16 protein-coding genes and 2 pseudogenes are annotated in these 18,231 nt (G+C 59.3%); 14 read left to right on the top strand and 4 right to left on the bottom strand.

Features of this window, described 5'->3' with window-relative positions; all coding sequences use genetic code 11:
- Positions 1–141 precede the first annotated feature (141 nt).
- The 13 genes and pseudogenes from hisN to amt all read left to right on the top strand — a co-directional run bounded on the left by hisN (position 142) and on the right by amt (position 13,091).
- Positions 142–910: pseudogene (hisN, locus tag AC0V6U_RS13290) on the top strand (histidinol-phosphatase).
- Between the two features lie 519 nt (positions 911–1,429).
- The gene (locus AC0V6U_RS13285) at positions 1,430–1,849 is read left to right on the top strand and encodes an imm11 family protein (protein WP_472643620.1); all 420 of its coding nucleotides are present in this window, start codon (positions 1,430–1,432) and stop codon (positions 1,847–1,849) included.
- A gap of 921 nt (positions 1,850–2,770) precedes the next feature.
- A complete protein-coding gene (gene rpmI, locus AC0V6U_RS13280) occupies positions 2,771–2,974 on the top strand; it encodes a 50S ribosomal protein L35 (protein WP_472640352.1) in 204 nt (67 codons plus the stop codon).
- Between the two features lie 121 nt (positions 2,975–3,095).
- Entirely contained in the window at positions 3,096–3,455 is a 360-nt protein-coding gene (rplT, locus tag AC0V6U_RS13275; protein WP_472640353.1) for a 50S ribosomal protein L20, read from the top strand.
- A gap of 150 nt (positions 3,456–3,605) precedes the next feature.
- On the top strand, positions 3,606–4,334 hold the full coding sequence (locus AC0V6U_RS13270) for a hypothetical protein (RefSeq protein ID WP_472643619.1): 729 nt from the start codon (positions 3,606–3,608) through the stop codon (positions 4,332–4,334).
- A 4-nt stretch (positions 4,335–4,338) separates the two neighbouring features.
- Positions 4,339–4,512: a hypothetical protein gene (locus AC0V6U_RS13265; protein ID WP_486169491.1), complete on the top strand. Its 174-nt coding sequence runs from the start codon at positions 4,339–4,341 to the stop codon at positions 4,510–4,512.
- 105 nt (positions 4,513–4,617) lie between these two features.
- A complete protein-coding gene (gene pheS, locus AC0V6U_RS13260; protein ID WP_472643618.1) occupies positions 4,618–5,718 on the top strand; it encodes a phenylalanine--tRNA ligase subunit alpha in 1,101 nt (366 codons plus the stop codon).
- Positions 5,715–8,129 carry a phenylalanine--tRNA ligase subunit beta gene (gene pheT, locus AC0V6U_RS13255; protein WP_472643617.1) on the top strand — a complete coding sequence of 805 codons (2,415 nt, stop codon included), beginning with the start codon at positions 5,715–5,717 and terminating at the stop codon, positions 8,127–8,129. Before pheS ends, pheT begins: the two co-directional genes overlap by 4 nt.
- A gap of 21 nt (positions 8,130–8,150) precedes the next feature.
- Complete coding sequence (locus tag AC0V6U_RS13250) at positions 8,151–9,683, top strand: peptide chain release factor 3 (RefSeq protein WP_472643616.1); 1,533 nt, start codon at positions 8,151–8,153, stop codon at positions 9,681–9,683.
- A 51-nt stretch (positions 9,684–9,734) separates the two neighbouring features.
- Positions 9,735–10,616 carry an alpha/beta fold hydrolase gene (locus AC0V6U_RS13245; RefSeq protein ID WP_472643615.1) on the top strand — a complete coding sequence of 294 codons (882 nt, stop codon included), beginning with the start codon at positions 9,735–9,737 and terminating at the stop codon, positions 10,614–10,616.
- A 32-nt stretch (positions 10,617–10,648) separates the two neighbouring features.
- Positions 10,649–11,206, top strand: a complete 558-nt coding sequence (locus AC0V6U_RS13240) for a pyridoxamine 5'-phosphate oxidase family protein (RefSeq protein ID WP_472643614.1) — start codon at positions 10,649–10,651, stop codon at positions 11,204–11,206.
- Between the two features lie 183 nt (positions 11,207–11,389).
- Positions 11,390–11,710, top strand: a pseudogene (locus tag AC0V6U_RS13235) (P-II family nitrogen regulator); the annotation flags it as partial.
- Between the two features lie 76 nt (positions 11,711–11,786).
- On the top strand, positions 11,787–13,091 hold the full coding sequence (amt, locus tag AC0V6U_RS13230) for an ammonium transporter (protein WP_472643613.1): 1,305 nt from the start codon (positions 11,787–11,789) through the stop codon (positions 13,089–13,091).
- A gap of 176 nt (positions 13,092–13,267) precedes the next feature.
- On the opposite strand, the gene AC0V6U_RS13225 is transcribed toward amt, so the two are convergent.
- The 3 genes from AC0V6U_RS13225 to AC0V6U_RS13215 are packed head-to-tail and all read right to left on the bottom strand — an operon-like array spanning position 13,268 to position 16,253.
- A complete protein-coding gene (locus tag AC0V6U_RS13225; RefSeq protein WP_472643612.1) occupies positions 13,268–14,854 on the bottom strand; it encodes a GMC family oxidoreductase in 1,587 nt (528 codons plus the stop codon).
- 27 nt (positions 14,855–14,881) lie between these two features.
- Positions 14,882–15,835, bottom strand: coding sequence for a sterol desaturase family protein (locus tag AC0V6U_RS13220; RefSeq protein ID WP_472645768.1), 954 nt, complete (start codon positions 15,833–15,835; stop codon positions 14,882–14,884).
- 10 nt (positions 15,836–15,845) lie between these two features.
- Positions 15,846–16,253: a hypothetical protein gene (locus tag AC0V6U_RS13215; RefSeq protein WP_472643611.1), complete on the bottom strand. Its 408-nt coding sequence runs from the start codon at positions 16,251–16,253 to the stop codon at positions 15,846–15,848.
- Positions 16,254–16,312: 59 nt separating this feature from the next.
- Here AC0V6U_RS13215 and AC0V6U_RS13210 point away from each other — a divergent pair, with 59 nt between their 5' ends.
- Entirely contained in the window at positions 16,313–17,737 is a 1,425-nt protein-coding gene (locus AC0V6U_RS13210) for an amidohydrolase (protein ID WP_472643610.1), read from the top strand.
- A 14-nt stretch (positions 17,738–17,751) separates the two neighbouring features.
- Here AC0V6U_RS13210 and AC0V6U_RS13205 read toward each other — a convergent pair whose 3' ends face one another.
- A complete protein-coding gene (locus AC0V6U_RS13205; protein WP_472643609.1) occupies positions 17,752–18,192 on the bottom strand; it encodes a protein tyrosine phosphatase family protein in 441 nt (146 codons plus the stop codon).
- Between the last annotated feature and the right edge of the window lie 39 nt (positions 18,193–18,231).

The following is an 18,231-nucleotide window of genomic DNA, read 5'->3' as shown; positions in this document are numbered from 1 at the left end:
TTGCAGGACAGCCGTTTGACTTAACCATAAGGCATCGCCCGGCGCATGTGTCAATTGCAACATACCCGATCAGCGGTCAGCAGGGCCGGTGCCAACACGCCCCTTGCATTGCCGCGCCTGTGATGAGACTGCGCGCGGATTATGACGAACAAAGACGTAGCAATCGCTCAGCGCCTGGCCGATGCGGCTGGCAATGCCATCCGCCCCCTGTTTCGCGGAGACTGGTCGCAGGAGCGCAAGGCCGACGCCTCGCCCGTGACAGAGGCCGACCGCGCAGCAGAGGCCGCGATGCGCGCGATTATCGAGGCGGAGTGTCCTGACGATGGGATCATCGGCGAGGAATATGGCACCCATAATGAGGGCGCGGGCCAAGCAATGGGTGCTCGATCCAATCGATGGCACGATCAGCTTTATGGCGGGCCGCCCGATCTTTGGCACGTTGATCGCCTTGCTGCAGGATGGCTGGCCCGTGCTGGGCGTGATTGATCAGCCGATTGCCGCAGAACGCTGGGTCGGCCGCATTGGCGAGGGCACGACCTTCAACGGCCTGCCAGTGCGCACGCGGTCTTGCAAAGAGCTCTCAGAGGCGACCATCGCCTCCTCCGGCCCGCAATATTTCACCGACGATCAAGGCGGTGCATTCATGTCGCTGGCCGCGCAAACCTCGCAAATCGTGGTGTGGGGCGGGGATTGCTACAATTACGGCCTGCTGGCGAGCGGCCATCTGGACGTCGTGTGCGAGGCCGGGCTGAAACTCTATGATTACGCCGCGCTGGTCCCAATTGTAGAGGGCGCAGGCGGGATGATGAGCGATTGGCAGGGCAACCCGCTGGATGCGAATTCCGATGGCACGGTGTTAGCGCTAGGCGAGCCCGCGCGGCTGGAAGAAGCGCTGGAGGCGATGGGGTAGGGGTTTGATGCTCTGCTATGCTCAATCCGGAAACGTCATCCTGAACTTGGTTCAGGATCACTGTCACAATGAGCGCGAGACCGAGGGCGTTATCTCGGATCAAGTCCGGGATGACGTCTTCAGATAAAGCATCACGAGAGTTTACAGTGAGACGTCACCCCAGCGGAAGCTGGGGTCTCGAGCTCATTCAGTGCAGTGCGTGGCCGCATGAGATCCCAGCTTTCGCTGGGATGACGTTGGACGCTCAAACTCCCAAACGAAACAGTAAGAAAGCCGGTCTATCATTCGCGTAATGACGGGAGCCTTCCAATCCACCTGATTGTGGCGCGCAGCGTAGATCCAGAAGTGCTGGAGAAAATGCGGGTGAAGGGCGAGTAAATTGATGAAGGTTCAGGTGATTGGTTTGGGTGCGCAAATGAGCGCGCAGGAGATGGGTTGATGGTTTGATCACTTTCTTATCGGCCAAAGCCGGATAGTTATCCTGGAGCGGATTTAATTGAGGGGACACGGCAGCTGGTGTTGGAGGACCGAACTCCCGACGGGGGGACCAATCTCGCAGCGCAGGGTGAGTTTAATTCCGGTCGCCGTGTAAAATCAGAAAGCGTCCCCAAGATCATTCGCTGGAATACCAAGCGCAAGCTGCTAGATTATGAAGAAACGTTTTGTCGCACTGTCTCCGCTCGCTTTCGCGAGTTGATCGAAGAGATCGAACCCGGCGTGCATCAGTTTGAGCCCGTTCAATTTATCGACAAAGATGGTTCTGACCTTGCGACGCGTTGGTTCTGGCAGGTCTGCAATCGCATTGACATCGGAGATCGGGAGTTGACTAACTTTGATATGTCAAAGCCAGGTTGGATGCGTCCACTTCTTGGCGAGGCGCGCTTGGTGCTCGACGAAAAAAAATTGGCGATGTTAAGTTTTGGCATGACAAACATCTAAGCAGCGGGCCGTACGTGACAGATGCAGTCAAAGAGAGAATTGAAAAAGCGGGTATAACGGGCGTCCATTTTGGTGAGCGCTATGAGACGACGGGGGAAGTTGGCTAATACCTAGGAAACCACAAACTTCGCTGATCGAATTGATCGGCCGTCGGTTTGATGCGCTAGGGTCGCAGTTCGCCCAAATTATCCGCGTAGTTTTTAGTTCCGTGAACAGTATACTTAATTGACCGCTTAAAATGCTGACGAGTTTCGCATAATGACGCAGCGATATTGGGGGCCCGCCAGTTTTCCTACTTAAGGTGCGCCCGCTATAGATTGGGCATGCTTTTGCTACTCGTCATCCAGCTTCCCACTAATCGACTAAACCGATCAATCGGTGCGTCTGTGATCGATTGGCTTTTTGGCCCTGTACTGTGTTCCAGCCGTTCCAAGCGTGCTCCAGCAGCGATGAGTGGAGTGGGGAGGGGGTGTTGTTTGCTTTCGCCCTCAAGCGCCGGGCGCAGGCCATCCGGCCTGCTTGGCTTCCGCGCCATAAGGCGCGACGGGCGGTCGCCCTTGCGAGGCCTGCGGCCTCGACCCATTCCAAGCCCTCGGACAGGCACTAAGCGCCCTCGCGCATTCCCAATGGCTTGGTCGCGGAGCACGGTCGGCGACCAGCCGACCGCAAGGCCCTTGCGGCCGCCCGCAGGCCCGACAGGGCCGAGGACATCGCGCTCGCGGATGCGAGTGCGCAAGACAAGAACGCACACCGAATGGTGTGCGGAACACAAAGACTCCCTTCCTATCCTACCAAAACGCTTGCCTACACGCGCCGTGGCCCTTATGTGGCGCGACTTCAACGACACGAATCAAGCGATTGGCCTGGCTCATTAGGGCTGCCAGGGCCGATTAGAACGTGTCTCTGATAAAGGAGAACGAAATGCCCAAGCTGAAGACCAAAAGCGGTGTGAAGAAACGCTTCAAAATCACCGCAACTGGCAAGGTCAAGCACGGCGTCGCTGGTAAGCGTCACCGTCTGATGAGCCACAATGCGAAGTATATCCGCCAAAACCGTGGCACCTCGGTCGCTTCAGACCCGGATGCGCGGACGATCAAGAAATGGGCGCCCTACGGGCTCGATTGATTTGATGGGCTAGACCGCCCACTCCCTCCACCCTTCCACCCGGATCATACTCCGGTGTGAAAATCCGGGTGGAAGGGTGGAGGGAGCGGGCTGGCGCAGAACTCTACAAAGGATACTACATATGCCTCGCATTAAACGCGGCGTCACCACACGCCAAAAGCACAAGCGTCTACTCGAACAAGCCAAGGGCTATCGCGGTCGCCGCAAGAACACCATTCGCGTTGCGCGCCAAGCGGTCGAGAAGGCCGGTCAATACGCTTACCGCGACCGCAAAGCGAAGAAGCGCAGCTTCCGCGCGATCTGGATCCAGCGCATCAACGCGGCTGTCCGCGCTGAAGGCCTGACCTACTCTCAGTTCATGCACGGCGTGAAGCTGGCGGGTATTGAGCTTGACCGCAAAGTCATGGCGGACCTTGCCATGAACGAAGAAGCGGCGTTCAAGTCGATCATCACTCAGGCGAAGGCGGCATTGCCAGCTTAAGCCAGCGCTCTCAGCATGGCGTGCGCAGCCGCGCAGAGCTGTGTAGGAAACGCAAAACGGATAGGGCGCTGGCCGTAAAGGCTGGCGCCCTTTCGTTTGTAGAAACGCGCCAAACTTGTAAAAACGCGACACTTGCGCCAAACCCACCGCATGGGTGGGCAGAGGACGAGACATATAGGCAAAAGGAATGCGGACTTCACCGTCCGCAGCCAGTTCTACTCGCCTTCGCCAGAGTTCGATGGCTGCTTCACGACCTTCTACCAATTGGTGCTGGAGGTTGAAGATGGCAAAACCGTCAAAGACCATCTGCAGCCGGAATGGGCCAATATCCGCTTCTTCGGCGGTAGCCGTCCGACCGCCACCATTGGCACATCGCAGCTCTCCGGATCGCGCTTTACGGCCACTGGGCCAAGCTCCTTGCCATGCGAGTTTGAGCTCGGCGCATCGCGCATGTGGGGCATCGGCTTCCTGCCGCTGGGCTGGGCGCGGTTCATCAATGTCGACGCGCGTGAGCTTGCGAATGTCGGCTGTGACGGCGCTACGCATCCAGCCTTTGCGAAGTTCGAAGGGTTGGCTGACGCCTTGTGCGATGAAAGCGCGAACGACGAGCAGCAATTGGCCGCGATTGAAGACACGATGCGCGCGCTGATGCGGCCCAACCGCGACGAGCCAAAGATCGCACGCGTGCACAAAGCGCTGGTCGAACCCGAACTCAACACAGTCGACGACTTGGCGCAGGCGAGCGGGATCAGCGTGCGCACGCTTGAGCGTGTGTGCTTGGCGGTATTTCGGCTTTGCTCCAAAGCTCCTGATCCGGCGCCAGCGCTTCATGCGCAGCCTGTCGGATTGGATGCTGCACGACAAGCGGTTGTGGACTGAGGCGATGGATGATCACTATCATGATCAAGCCCAATTCACCCGCGAGTTCCGCGAGTTCATGACGATGAACCCGAGCGATTATGCCGCTCTTGAGCATCCCATTCTCGCCTCTTTCATGGAGGCCCGCGCACGGGTTTGGGGCAGCGCCGCGCAAACGCTGGACAAGCCGCTGCGATAGACGTGGCGCAAATGATGTACCGATCTTCGCAGCAATGCACAATTCGCGCTTTGCCAAGGCGGCGAAATCCCGCTAGCGGACCGGCTCAAACCTTTGGGCTAGACCATGACTGAATTGACATCACAAAAAGACGCCGCGCTCGCAGCAATTTCCGGGGCTGATACGCTTGATGCGCTGGAAGAACAGCGCGTTGGCGCGCTGGGCAAAAAGGGCTGGGTGAGCCTGGCGCTCAAGACTTTGGGTCAGATGAGCCCGGAAGAGCGCAGCGAAGCAGCACCCGCGATCCAGGCGATCCGTGCTGAAGTGGCCGATGCGATTGCGGCGAAAAGGCAAGCGCTTGAGGCCGCTGAGCTCGAAGCGCAGCTGGCCAGCGAAACGCTCGACCTCACTCTGCCTGCGTCTCACGCGCCCATGGGTTCGGTCCACCCGGTGAGCCAGGTGATGGACGAGCTGGCAGAGATCTTCGCCGATCTCGGCTTTGCGGTCGCAACCGGCCCAGAGATCGAGGACGATTGGCACAATTTCACCGCACTCAATATGGACGAGAGCCATCCCGCGCGCGCGATGCACGATACGTTCTACTTCCCGGATAAGGCGGCGGATGGCGGCTCTATGCTGCTCAGGACACACACTTCACCGGTTCAGATCCGCAGCATGAAAGAACAAGGCGCGCCGATCCGCCTGATCGCGCCGGGCCGTGTCTATCGCAGCGATAGCGACGCGACCCACACGCCGATGTTCCATCAGGTCGAAGGCCTGGTGATCGACAAGAACATTCACCTCGGCCATCTCAAATGGACGCTGGAGACTTTCTTCAAAGCGTTCTTTGAGCGCGAAGATATCACCCTGCGTTTGCGCCCGAGTTACTTCCCCTTCACCGAGCCCAGCGTCGAGGTTGATGTTGGCTACTCAAACGAAGGCGACCGCCGCGTTGTCGGCGGGCACGGTGATGAGCCAGGCTACGACTGGATGGAGCTGGGCGGCAGCGGGATGGTGAATCGCCGCGTGCTCGAGTTTGCCGGGATCGACCCGGACGAATATCAGGGCTTTGCCTTTGGCCTCGGGATCGACCGTATCGCCATGCTCAAATACGGCATGAACGACCTGCGCGCCTTCTTCGATGGCGATCCGCGCTGGCTGGCGCATTATGGCTTCTCACCGTTTGATCAGCCGACCCTTTCCGCTGGTGTAGGAGCGCGCGCATGAAGTTCTCCGTCACATGGCTCAAAGACCATCTCGAAACCGACGCAACGCTCAGCGAGATCACCAATGCGCTGACTGCGATCGGGCTTGAGGTTGAAGGCGTTGAAGACCCGGCCGAGAGGCTCGCGGGCTTCAAGGTTGCGAAAGTACTGACCGCTGAAAAGCATCCCGATGCCGACAAGCTGCAAGTGCTGAGCGTCGACACGGGCGAGGGCGATCCGCTGCAGGTTGTGTGCGGCGCGCCCAATGCGCGTGCGGGAATGAAGGGCGTGCTGGGTCTGCCCGGCGCGGTGGTGCCCGCCAATGGTATGCAGCTTCGCAAGAGCGCGATCCGCGGCGTAGAGAGCAATGGCATGATGTGCTCCGTGCGCGAGCTGGAGCTGGGCGATGAGCATGACGGCATTATCGAGTTGCCCGATGATGCCAGCGTGGGCCACGCCTTTGCCGACTATCAAGGTTCCTCGCCGATCATTGATGTCGCGATCACGCCAAACCGCCCCGATTGCATGGGCGTATACGGAATTGCGCGCGATCTGGCGGCTGCTGGTCTTGGCACGCTGAAGCCGGTTGCCTTCCCGAAATTTGAGGCCTCTGGCGCTTGTCCGGTTGAAATCCGCACTGATGATCCAGACGGCTGCCCCGCATTTTATGGCCGGGTGATCAAGGGCGTGAAAAACGGACCCTCGCCGGACTGGCTGCAGCAGCGCCTGAGCAGCGCTGGTCAGCGCCCGATCTCGCTGCTGGTTGATCTCACCAATTACCTGATGCTGGCTTTTGGCCGCCCGGCGCACGCCTATGATCTGGCAAAGCTGTCTGGCGCGGTTGTGGCGCGCCGCGCGAAGGCGGGCGAGCAAGTGTTGGCGCTCAATGAGAAGACCTACACGCTTGATGAAAGCATGGTCGTGATTGCGGATGATGCGCAGGTTCACGATATTGCCGGGATCATGGGCGGTGAGCATTCCGGCGTGTCGGATGACACCACTGATCTGCTGCTTGAAATTGCCTATTTCGACCCGGCTCGCATCGGCGTGACCGGGCGCAAGCTGGGTCTTGCATCGGATGCGCGCACCCGGTTTGAGCGCGGCGTTGACCCTGAATTTCTGGACGATGGTCTCGACCTGCTCACTGGCTTGATTGTTGAGCTGGCAGGCGGCGAAGCAAGCGAGAGCGTGCGCGCTGGCACTGCGCCTAGCGAGCCGCTGGTCGTTGCGTTCGATACAGGTCTCACCTCGCAGCTTGGCGGTGTTGATGTGCCTGATAATGAGCAGCGCCGCATCCTGGAAAGCCTCGGTTTCGCGGTCGATGACAAGTGGAATGTCACGTGCCCGCTGCGTCGCAACGATATCGAGGGCGCCGCTGATCTCGTCGAAGAAGTCGTGCGTATCCACGGCCTCGACAAGGTGGAAAGCGTCGCCTTGCCGCGCATGGACGGGGTGGCCCGACCAACAGCCACACCGGCGCAGCTGCTCGAGCGCAAATTGCGCCGCGCGGCGGCGGCCAGCGGCTTCGACGAAGCGATCACCTGGTCATTCCTGCCAAGCGATGCAGCCGAGCATTTCGCACCTGAGGGAGAGCAGCTGTGGGTTCTGGACAATCCGATCAGCGAAGACATGAAGGCCATGCGGCCCTCGCTGATTCCTGGCCTACTCATGGCGGCTCAGCGCAATGCGGACCACGGGGCCAGCACCACCCGGCTGTTTGAGCTGGGACGGCGTTATTTCCGCGGGGGAAACGGCATGAGCGACGAGCGGCCAACGCTTGGCTTGGTGCTCGCGGGTGACAAGACGCAGCGCGGCTGGGCGGCGGGCAAGGCCGCGCAGTTTGATGCCTTTGATGCAAAGGCGGCGGCAATCCAATTGCTCGAAGCTGCTGGCGCGCCTGCGGACCGATTGATGGTGATGGAGCCGGTGGCAGAGGGAACGGGCGGTCAATTCCACCCGGGGCAATCGGCGACCTTGCGGCTTGGGCCAAAGAAGGTGCTGGCGCGCTTCGGCATGCTTCATCCCGCAACGCTGAACGCATTCGACATGGCTGGCCCGGTTGCTGCGGTGGAGATCTTCCTCGATGCAATCCCTGCGAAGAAGGCGGGCAAAGGCCCGGTCAGCTTCGCGCGGCCAAGCTTTGCCCCGCCAGCCTTGCAATCCGTGACGCGCGATTTTGCGTTTCTGGTTCCAGAGGCGCTTGCGGCGGGCGATCTGCTGCGCGCGGTTCAGGGCGCGGATAAGGCGAACATCGTGGGCGCCCGCGTGTTTGACCTGTTCACCGGCGGCAATGTCCCTGAGGGCCAGAAGTCACTTGCGATTGAGGTGACTTTGCAGCCCGGCGAAAAGAGCTTCAAGGATGCGGAACTGGCCGAGATTTCGGACAAGATTGTCGCAGCCGCAGCCAAACACGGAGCGGAGCTGCGCGGCTAAGCCCCGCGCGGTCTGAAACCTATGTCCAATCGGCGCACATTTGCGATCATCTCTCACCCCGATGCGGGTAAGACCACGCTGACGGAAAAGCTGCTGCTGCAAGGCGGCGCCATTCACTTGGCGGGCGAGGTGAAGGCGCGCGGGCAAGCGCGGCGGGCGCGGTCTGACTGGATGAAGATCGAGCAGCAGCGCGGCATCTCGGTCACCTCGTCGGTGATGACCTTTGAAAAAGCGTATGACGGTGAGAAGATCACCTTCAACCTGCTCGACACGCCGGGTCACGAGGATTTTTCCGAGGACACCTACCGGACGCTGACCGCCGTCGATAGCGCGGTGATGGTGATTGATGCGGCCAAGGGTATTGAGCCGCAGACCCGCAAATTGTTCGAGGTTTGCCGGCTGCGCAGCGTGCCGATCATCACCTTCATCAATAAGGTCGACCGCGAAGGGCGCCCAGGCTTTGAACTGATGGACGAGGTTGCTGAGATGCTGGCGCTCGATGTCAGCCCGCAAGGCTGGCCGATCGGCATGGGCGGCCAATTTGAGGGCGTGCTCGATTTTGAGAGCGGCGCTGTTAGCCGCCCAGAAGGGCCGTCGAAGGAATTCCTCGGCACCCGCGATACCGATCCGGACATTCCCGCCGAATGGGCCGAAGAGGCTGAGCTGGCGCAAGTGGGCTATCCCGAGTTTGACCTTGAAGCTTATCGCAATGGCGATTTGACCCCGGTCTATTTTGGATCGGCGCTTAAGAATTTCGGCGTCACTGAACTGATCGATGCGATCGCCAAGCACGCGCCGCCGCCGCGCCCGCAGCCAGCGGGTGATGATCAGATCACGCCCGAGCATGATGAGGTTACTGGCTTCATCTTCAAGGTGCAGGCGAATATGGACCCCAATCACCGGGACCGGATTGCCTTTATGCGCCAGGTATCTGGCACCTTTAAGCGCGGCATGAAGCTGACCCCTTCTGGGCTCGGTAAGCCGATCGCGATCCATTCTCCGATCTTGTTTTTCGCGCAGGACCGCGAGATCGCTGATACTGCGGAAGCAGGCGATATTATCGGCATTCCAAACCACGGCACTTTGCGCGTGGGCGACACTCTGAGCGAGCAAAACAAAGTCCGCTTCACCGGCTTGCCCAATTTTGCGCCGGAAATCCTGCGGCGGGTCCAGCTCAAAGATCCGACCAAGACCAAGCAGCTACGCAAAGCCTTGGATGACCTTAGCGAAGAGGGCGTGATTCAAGTGTTTTATCCCGAGCTTGGCGCGCAGCATATTGTCGGCGTGGTCGGTCAGCTTCAGCTGGAGGTGCTGATCTCGCGGTTGTCGGCGGAATATAAGGTCGAGGCAGGGCTAGAGGCCGCGCCGTTTGCCACTGCCCGCTGGGTCAAAGGTGCAGGCCAGGCGCTTGCCGATTTTGAAAGCTTCAACCGCGCCAACCTTGCCAAAGACCGCGACGGTGATCTGGTGTTCATGGCCAAGAGCCCGTGGGACGTGAATTATCAGGAAGAGAAGAACCCAGAGCTCAAATTCTCTGCAACCAAAGAACGCTAGGCACTCACGCGAGTGTTGCGGCGCAGCAATGTTCGCGGCATGGGACATTGCATGACCGTATCAGGCCCAACCTCTCAGACGTTTTTCTCTCAGCGCATCAAGCTCAATTATTTCGATTGGGCGCAAAGCGATGCGGACCGCGCCAAGCCCAAGCTGGTGCTGGTGCATGGCGGGCGCGATCACGCGCGCAGCTGGGACTGGACGGCGGAGCAGCTGTGCGCCGATTATCACGTGGTCGCGATGGACCACCGCGGGCATGGCGACAGCGACTGGGTGTCTGATGGCAATTACCAATCGGGCGATATGGTCTATGATCTGGCGCAGCTGATCCACCAATTGGGCAGCGGCCCAGTGACCATTGTCAGCCATTCCATGGGCGGCAATGTTGCGCTTCGTTATGCGGGCACCTTTCCCGACATGGTGACAAAGCTGGTCGCGATCGAAGGCCTTGGGCCAAGCCCTGCGCGCCGCGAAGAAATGCGCGCCACGCCCTATCCAGAGCGGATGGCCGAATGGATCGCGAAAAAGCGCAAGGCGGCTGGGCGAAGCCCGCGCAAATACGAGAGCATCGAGGCGGCGTTCGCGCGCATGATCGAGGAAAACTCCTACCTCACCGAGGAGCAGGCGCGGCACCTGACCGTGCACGGGGTCAACCGCAATGAGGACGGCACCTATAGCTGGAAATTTGATCCGCACCTCAATGTTTGGGGCTTTGAAGACGTGGCAGATGAGTTCATCGAGCAAACCTGGGGCGCGATCACATGCCCCACTTTGCTGCTTTATGGTGCGGACAGCTGGGCCTCTAATCCCGAGAACGACGGGCGGCTAAAGCACTTCAACACCGCCGAGGTGATTGAGTTTGAAAAGGCCGGGCATTGGCTGCACCATGACCAGTTTGATAAGTTCATGGGCGTGCTCAGAGACTTTCTTTGAGGACCTTGTTCTGATCCAAAAGGAGAACCAAGATGGCTGAGTTTTTTGATGCGCTGAATGACAAGCACACCGCGATGATCGAAGCGCAGCCAGTGTTCTTCGTGGCGACATCGGCGCCAATTGGGCGGATCAATCTCAGTCCAAAGGGTTATGATGCCTTTCGCATTCTCAGCCCTAAACGCGTTGCCTATCTCGACCTCGGCGGGTCCGGCAATGAAACGCACGCTCATCTGGGTGCGGATGGGCGCATCACGATCATGTTCTGCAATTTTCAGCAGCCAGCCAATATCCTGCGGATTTATGGCCGCGGCGTTCCGGTGTTGCCGCAGGATGACGGCTGGGACAAACTGGCGAGCCATTTCACGATGCTGCCAGGCACGCGCCAAATCTTTGCGATTGATATTGAAAGCGTTCAGACCAGCTGCGGCTGGGGCGTCCCGATGATGACGCTGGAGGCAGAGCGAGAAACGCTGAAAAAGGCTCACCGCCAATCCGACCCGGCGGAATGGGAAGCAAAGATGGCGACCCGCATCAGCAGCATTGATGGCCTGCCAGTGCGTCCAACCGATCGCTATATTGCGGGCGAATAACTGCCCTGTAAGTGTCGCGGCTGCCTAAAAATTAAACAAGAGGTTAAAAATTAGGCAAGGACCCCTAGGCTGTTAACCCTAGAACCCGCGCTTCTGTGCGATTCCGCTCTCTTGCCGAAACTGGCACGCCTTTTGCTGCTCTATGAGGGCCGGGGCTGACCGGCGGAAATTGAGGGGGCACGGATGAAGTTCATCATCGCCATCATAAAACCATTCAAACTCGATGAAGTCCGCGAAGCGCTGGGCAGCATCGGTGTCGCCGGGATGACCGTTTCTGAGGTCAAAGGGTTTGGCCGTCAAAAAGGCCAGACCGAAATTTACCGCGGCGCAGAATATTCAACCAACATGCTGCCAAAGGTGAAGCTCGAGATTGCAGCCAGCGACGAGATCGCGGCGCAAGTGGTCGAGACCATCCAGCAGACCGCCAACACCGACGCGATCGGTGACGGCAAGATTTTCGTGCTCGATCTCGCATCGGCAACCCGGATTCGCACAGGCGAAGCCGAGCGAAACAGCGCTTTAAGGGGGCAATCAAATGAAGCGAACACTCCTATCTTTTGCAGCCCTTGCGACGGGAAGCATGGCATTCGCCTCCCCGGCGCTGGCTGCTGTTCCGGCGCCTGGAGCTGTTTCTGACGGCACGGCCTACATCCTCAACACCTTGCTGTTTATGATCGGCGGATTCCTGGTCATGTGGATGGCCGCTGGTTTTGCGATGCTTGAGGCGGGCCTGGTGCGCTCGAAAAACACCTCTACTCAGTGCCTTAAGAACATTGGCCTTTACTCAATCGCTGGCCTGATGTTCTGGGTCATCGGCTATAACATAGCCTACCCTGGATTTGACGGGTCTGGCTGGTTCGGAATGGCTGGCACAATCTATCCGATGCAGGGTGTCGGCGAGGCTGACCTTGATACAGGCTATTCAGTCGCCTCCGATTGGTTCTTCCAAATGGTGTTCTGCGCCACCACCGCTTCGATTGTTTCTGGCACCGTGGCAGAGCGCGTGAAGATCGTTCCGTTCTTCATCTTCGTCTTTTTGCTGACCGGCTTCATCTATCCAGTTGTTGTCAGCTGGGAATGGGGCGCAGGTTCACTTGATGCGATGGGCTTTTCTGACTTCGCAGGCTCCACTCTGGTCCATTCGACCGGCGGCTGGGCGGCTCTGGTTGGTGCCATCATCATTGGTGCCCGCGCTGGCCGCTATGGCCCGGATGGCAAGGTCAACGTCTTCCCAGGTGCGAATGTGCCATTGGCAACCTTGGGTACGTTCATCCTGTGGCTCGGCTGGTTCGGCTTTAACGGCGCGTCGCAGCTCGCGATGGGCACCGTTGGTGATGTGTCTGATGTGTCGAAGATTTTCGTCAACACCAACATGGCTGCAGCCGACGGTGTTGTGACAGCGATCCTGCTGACATTGATCCGCTACAAGAAGGCCGACGTTACCATGGCGTTGAACGGCGCATTGGTAAGCCTGGTTTCGATCACTGCCGAACCACTGGCTCCATCGGTTGGCTCTTCGATCCTGATCGGCGCAGTTGGCGGCGCGATTGTGGTGTTCACCGTTCCGCTGCTCGACAAGCTGAAGATTGACGACGTTGTTGGCGCAATTCCGGTTCACCTGTTCGCAGGGATCTGGGGCACGCTGGCAGTTGCTTTCAATACCCAGTCAGAAGTCGACGGTGTCACTCTTTCAATGGGACAACAATTCGGCGTCCAAGGTATTGGCATCCTTGCCACTGCGGTCTTTGTCTCTGCTGCCTCGGCCATCGTCTGGCTTGCTCTAAAGTACACCATTGGTGTCCGTCCGAGCGAGGAAGACGAAATGATCGGGCTCGATAAGGCAGAGATTGGCGTCGAAGCCTATCCAGAATTCGCGCGCAGTTAAGTCGCGCAACCCAGTTTAGCGGGGGAGTACTCTCCTCTCCCACTCCCTCCGCTAACCTTTGTTCCTCCTGCGAACAAACAACTTTTGATAGGCCGGGGCGTCCAGTGCGCTCCGGCCTCTTTTTTGTCTTAGCTTGCGGTTCTAGTTTGCGAGTGGCCTTGCTTGCCTTGCGTCGCTCAGGCGGTCGCAGCCTTCACAAAGTCAGCGCAGCGTTCGCCGATCATAATACTCGGCGCATTGGTGTTGCCGCTGACGATTTTGGGCATCACGCTGGCATCCGCGATCCATAGTCCCTCGAGCCCGCGTACCTTGAGCGTTGGGTCAACCACGCTGTCCTTGTCGCTGCCCATCCGGCAGGTGCCGACCGGGTGATAGACTGTGTCGGCGCGTTCTCTTATGAGATTGTCGAGCTCATCGTCATTGTCGAGGTTGATCGGATGCCGATCCGTGGGGCCATATTCTTGCAATGCGGGCGCATCCACAATCCGATGAGAGAGGCGCACGCCAGCTCTTAGGACCGCGAGATCGCGCTCATCATCCAGGAAGTTCGGGTCGATCACTGGCGCATCTGTGGCGCGCCGCGATGCCAGCCGCACCGTCCCCCGGCTTTCTGGGCGCAGGACGCAGGCGTGCAGAGAAAAGCCGTGCTCTTTGATCTTTTCGCGGCCGTGATCTTCCAGAACGGCGGGCACAAAATGCCATTGCACGTCGGGCGCGGGGCTATCAGGCATGACCGTCCAGAACCCGCCTGCTTCGGCATAGCAAGTGGTCATTGCGCCGGTCCGGCTGCGGCGATGCTCGAGCATGGCGGCGGCCATCCGCAATGTCCCTTTCAGCGTCCCGCCAATTGGCACATCGCTTTCGGTCTCCCAGCCGGAGACATAGTCCAAATGGTCTTGCAGATTGGCGCCAACCTCTGGCCGGTCAAGCGCCAAGGGTATCCCGCGCTCTTGCAAATGCGCGCCTGGGCCGACGCCTGACAGCATCAGGATTTGCGGACTGTTAAATGCCCCGGCGGACAGGATTACACCGCGCTTCGCATAGAGCATTTCACTGCGACGACCGCGCTTGACCCGAACGCCGGTCACCCGGCCTTGCTCAATCACCAGCTTCTCAACGACGGTTCCCGTGCGGATCGCGAAATTGCCTTGCTCGCGAATGGGCTCGACATAGGCGCGGGCCGCGGACCAACGCTCGCCATTGCGCTGCGTTACTTGGTAGAGGCCGAAGCCCTCTTGGGTCTCGTCATTGAAATCATCATTGCGGCGCAGTTGCATCTCGCCAGCGGCCTCGACGAACGCATGGCTGGTCGGATTGGGTGAGATCAGGTCGGAGACAAACAGCGGTCCGCCCGCGCCGTGATAATCATCCGCGCCGCGCTCATTCGCCTCTGCCTTTTTGAAATAGGGCAGGACGTCCTCATAGGCCCAGCCGGTGCAGCCCATCGCCGCCCAATTGTCATAGTCCCAGGCGTTGCCGCGAATATAGACCATCGCGTTGATCGCCGAAGAACCGCCAAGGCCTTTGCCGCGCGGTTGATAGCCGATCCGGCCATTCAGCCCCTTTTGCGGCACCGTGTCGAACTTGTAATTCGACGAATTGCGGATGAAGGGCATGAAGCCGGGGGTCTTAATAAGGACGTTGTCATTGCGCCCACCTGCCTCGATTAAGCACACGCGCTTGGTTCCATCGACGGCGAGCCGTCCCGCCGCTGCGCTGCCGCCGCTGCCACCGCCGATGACGATGTAATCGAAGCTTTCCATGATCTCTCCTCTTGGAAGGGGACAGGCTTAAGCAGCTTCGTGCGGGCTTTCAATCGAGTTTCGATCCGCCACCGGATTTAGTGGCGACTGGCCAGTGCGCTCGCGCCAGCGTTCGCGGATCATATCGGAGGTTTCGCGGCTGCCATCATGGGTCCAGCCAGGTTCGCGCAGCAGGTAAGACAGCTTATGCCGCCACGGCGCGCCGACGATATCGCTCAGCATGCCGATCCATTCATGGAACACCGCCCACAGCAGGTTGAAGCTGCCGAGCTGTTTGATGATGCCATAGCGGATGGGTTCATCGTCTTGCTCTGCCTCAAATGTGCCAAACATCCTGTCCCAGATGATGAAAACGCCCGCATAATTGCGATCAAGATAGCGCGGATTGGTGGCGTGATGGACGCGGTGATGGCTGGGTGTGTTCATCACCGCTTCGAACCAGCGCGGCATTTTGCCAATCGCCTCGGTGTGGATCCAGAATTGGTAGACCAGATTGATGCCGCCGCACACGGCGATCATTCCTGGGTGAAAGCCAATCAGCACCAATGGTAGAGCGAACACAAAGCCGAGCGTGAAGGATCCGGTCCAGCTTTGCCGCAGCGCGGTCGAGAGGTTGTAATGCTGGCTGGAGTGGTGGTTGACATGTGCAGCCCAGAACCAGCGGATGCGGTGCCCCGCGCGGTGGACCCAGTAATATTTGAGATCATCGAGCACAAAGACGACCGGCCATGCCCAAAGCGGCCCCCACCAATTCTCGCTGATGTCGAACAAGCGGTATTCATAAGCGGCGATAAAGATTGCGAGGAAGAAACCGCCAAGCAGCGCACCTGCAACCGTGGAGCCGAGCCCGAAACCAAGGCTGACGAGTGTGTCCTTGGGTTCATAGGCGCTTTGCTTGCGCAGTTTTGCCCAAGCCATTTCGGCGAGAATTGCCGCGATAAACAGCGGCACAGCCAGTTCAGTGACAGAGAAGTCGGGCAAGTCGATCATGCTAGTTTCTGCCTAGCTGATTGATGGCCGCTACCCAAATGTCCGCATCATCGAGTGCCAACCGAACCGAGCCGAAGCGCGCCTCGCCGGTATCGACGATGAGCATAGTGTTTGAAGCGGTGGCGCTGGCTTCTTCGCCAAGTATGCGTCCAGCAAAATGCACGCCATGCGGCTTGAGCAGCATGATTTGGCCGTTTGCGTCCTTCAGGAGCGCCCCGGCCCCATCACGCGCGATCGCACTTTCAATAGGCGCGAAACCGTCCGCCACCTCGCCAGCTGCGCGCGCGGCCTCGCTGTGGTTCGCCAATTTAGGCTTACCGCCCAGCTTCAAAGCAGAGGCGAGCCACGCCAGCAGCACGATGGCCACCAGCGAACCACCAAATTGCAGAAGAAGCGGATCAATTTCCATCCGCAAAGGATTGGCACGGCCGCAGCTTTGCGGCAAGCAGAGCGCAAGGGAGATTGCTCATGAAGTTCGTTGCTCGCACTGTTTTGGCTGGTTTGCTGCTAAGCGCGGCGCCGCTCAGCGCTCAGGCTCAAGACCCAGCCGCAAATGTTGAGGCTCAGCAAGAGCGCACCGCCAGAGTGGCGCAGCAATTGTGGGATCTCGCGGAGGTTGGCTATCTTGAAACGCAGTCGAGCGGGCTATTGCAATCGGAGCTTGCGGGCGAGGGGTTTGAGATCAAGGCGGGTATCGCCGAGATTCCGACTGCCTTCGTTGCTGAATGGGGCGAGGGCGGCCCGATTATCGCGATCCTTGCCGAGATGGACGCTCTACCCGGGATCAACCAGTCTGCGCTGGCAACGCGCGATATGGTCGACGGTAAACATGCTGGGCACGCCTGCGGACACAATCTGTTCGGGGCTGCCTCACTCACGGCCGCAATTGCGGTTAAGCAATGGCTCGAGGCGACCGGCACGCCGGGCCGCATCCGTTTCTATGGCACGCCCGCGGAAGAGGGCGGTTCTGGCAAGGTTTACATGACGCGGGCCGGATTGTTCGATGATGTCGACATTGCGATCCACTGGCACGCGGACGATGAAAACAGCGCAGCGGCCCAGACGAGCCTCGCCAATCGCTCAGCCAAGTTTCGCTTCAAGGGCATCTCTGCGCATGCGGCTGGCGCGCCAGAGCGGGGCCGGTCCGCGCTTGATGGGGCAGAGGCGATGAACATGATGGCGAACATGCTGCATGAGCATATGCCGCAAGATGCGCGCATGCATTACGTCATCACCAGCGGCGGCAATGCGCCCAATGTGGTGCCGGACTTTGCTGAGGTGTTTTATTATGTCCGACATCCCGATCCTGACGGCGTGGATGAGATTTGGGAGCGACTGGAGAATGCGGCCAAGGGCGCTGCACTCGGCACAGGAACTGATGTCGAGTGGGAAGTGATCCACGGGAACAATCCGCTGCTGGTCAATGAGACCCTCGCCAAGATGATGGATGCGAAATTGCGGATGGTTGGCGGCGTTGAATACACCGCTGAAGAGCGCGCATGGGCCGAAGAAGTGCAAAAATCGCTCGGCGATGCGGCCAAACCGCTCAGCAGTGCGAGCGAAATTGGCGAATACAATAAGAGCCTTGGCTATGGTTCAACCGATGTCGGCGATGTTTCGTGGGCGACGCCAACAGTGGGCGTGCGCACGGCCACTTGGGTGCCCGGCACCAGCGCGCACACTTGGCAAGCGGTTGCCGCCAGCGGCCATTCGATTGGCCACAAAGGGGCTCAGGTCGCGGCTAAAGCGATGGCTCTGATGGCGGCGGAGCTTTACACCAATCCGGGGCTGCGCAGCGCGGCGAAGGCCGAATTCGATGCCGCACGCGGGCCGGATTACACCTACAAATCGCTGCTGGGCGACCGTGAGCCGCCGCTCGATTACCGCAAGTAATTAAGCGCGCAGGTTTACTCGCCTGCTTGGCCAGAGAGCATATCGAGCATGGGGCGCACCGGGCTGACGTCATAGCCAGCCTTGGCCGCCGCATGGACGATGCCAGCGGGAGTGTGGCCCGATTTTGCTTGGGCGAGCGCCCATAGGAACGTGGAGCGCGTGCCAGAGCGGCAATAGGCGAGCACCTTGCCCTCAGCCTGGGCCATCGCGCCAACCATCTCGTCAATCTGCGGCTGGCTGAACCCGGAATGCCCGATTGGGATCGCGCAATAATCCAGGCCCGCTTCCTTGGCCGCCGCTTCGATCGCATCACCCTGAGGCGCATCAGGCTCTTCGCCATCTGGCCGGTTGTTGATGATCAAGGTGACGCCCGCTTCCTTGGCCGCAGCGACATCATCCAATGTGATTTGCGGGCTGGCAAAAATGGCGGGTGAGAGTTCGCGAAAATCGCTCATGGTTTTAATCGCCTTTATGCTGCGAAAGCCTGCTGAAAT

Source organism: Erythrobacter sp. W36 (assembly GCF_057364935.1).
This window is presented reverse-complemented; position numbering and strand designations above follow the sequence as displayed.

What these genes read in the sequence shown, in the direction of transcription:
- AC0V6U_RS13270 (WP_472643619.1), top strand. Translation starts at nt 3,606, where the DNA reads ATGGGTGGGCAGAGGACGAGACATATAGGCAAAAGGAATGCGGACTTC.
- rplT (WP_472640353.1), top strand. Translation starts at nt 3,096, where the DNA reads ATGCCTCGCATTAAACGCGGCGTCACCACACGCCAAAAGCACAAGCGT.
- rpmI (WP_472640352.1), top strand. Translation starts at nt 2,771, where the DNA reads ATGCCCAAGCTGAAGACCAAAAGCGGTGTGAAGAAACGCTTCAAAATC.
- pheS (WP_472643618.1), top strand. Translation starts at nt 4,618, where the DNA reads ATGACTGAATTGACATCACAAAAAGACGCCGCGCTCGCAGCAATTTCC.
- AC0V6U_RS13240 (WP_472643614.1), top strand. Translation starts at nt 10,649, where the DNA reads ATGGCTGAGTTTTTTGATGCGCTGAATGACAAGCACACCGCGATGATC.
- AC0V6U_RS13250 (WP_472643616.1), top strand. Translation starts at nt 8,151, where the DNA reads ATGTCCAATCGGCGCACATTTGCGATCATCTCTCACCCCGATGCGGGT.
- AC0V6U_RS13225 (WP_472643612.1), bottom strand. Translation starts at nt 14,854, where the DNA reads ATGGAAAGCTTCGATTACATCGTCATCGGCGGTGGCAGCGGCGGCAGC.
- AC0V6U_RS13215 (WP_472643611.1), bottom strand. Translation starts at nt 16,253, where the DNA reads ATGGAAATTGATCCGCTTCTTCTGCAATTTGGTGGTTCGCTGGTGGCC.
- AC0V6U_RS13265 (WP_486169491.1), top strand. Translation starts at nt 4,339, where the DNA reads ATGGATGATCACTATCATGATCAAGCCCAATTCACCCGCGAGTTCCGC.
- AC0V6U_RS13245 (WP_472643615.1), top strand. Translation starts at nt 9,735, where the DNA reads ATGACCGTATCAGGCCCAACCTCTCAGACGTTTTTCTCTCAGCGCATC.
- amt (WP_472643613.1), top strand. Translation starts at nt 11,787, where the DNA reads ATGGCATTCGCCTCCCCGGCGCTGGCTGCTGTTCCGGCGCCTGGAGCT.
- pheT (WP_472643617.1), top strand. Translation starts at nt 5,715, where the DNA reads ATGAAGTTCTCCGTCACATGGCTCAAAGACCATCTCGAAACCGACGCA.
- AC0V6U_RS13205 (WP_472643609.1), bottom strand. Translation starts at nt 18,192, where the DNA reads ATGAGCGATTTTCGCGAACTCTCACCCGCCATTTTTGCCAGCCCGCAA.
- AC0V6U_RS13210 (WP_472643610.1), top strand. Translation starts at nt 16,313, where the DNA reads ATGAAGTTCGTTGCTCGCACTGTTTTGGCTGGTTTGCTGCTAAGCGCG.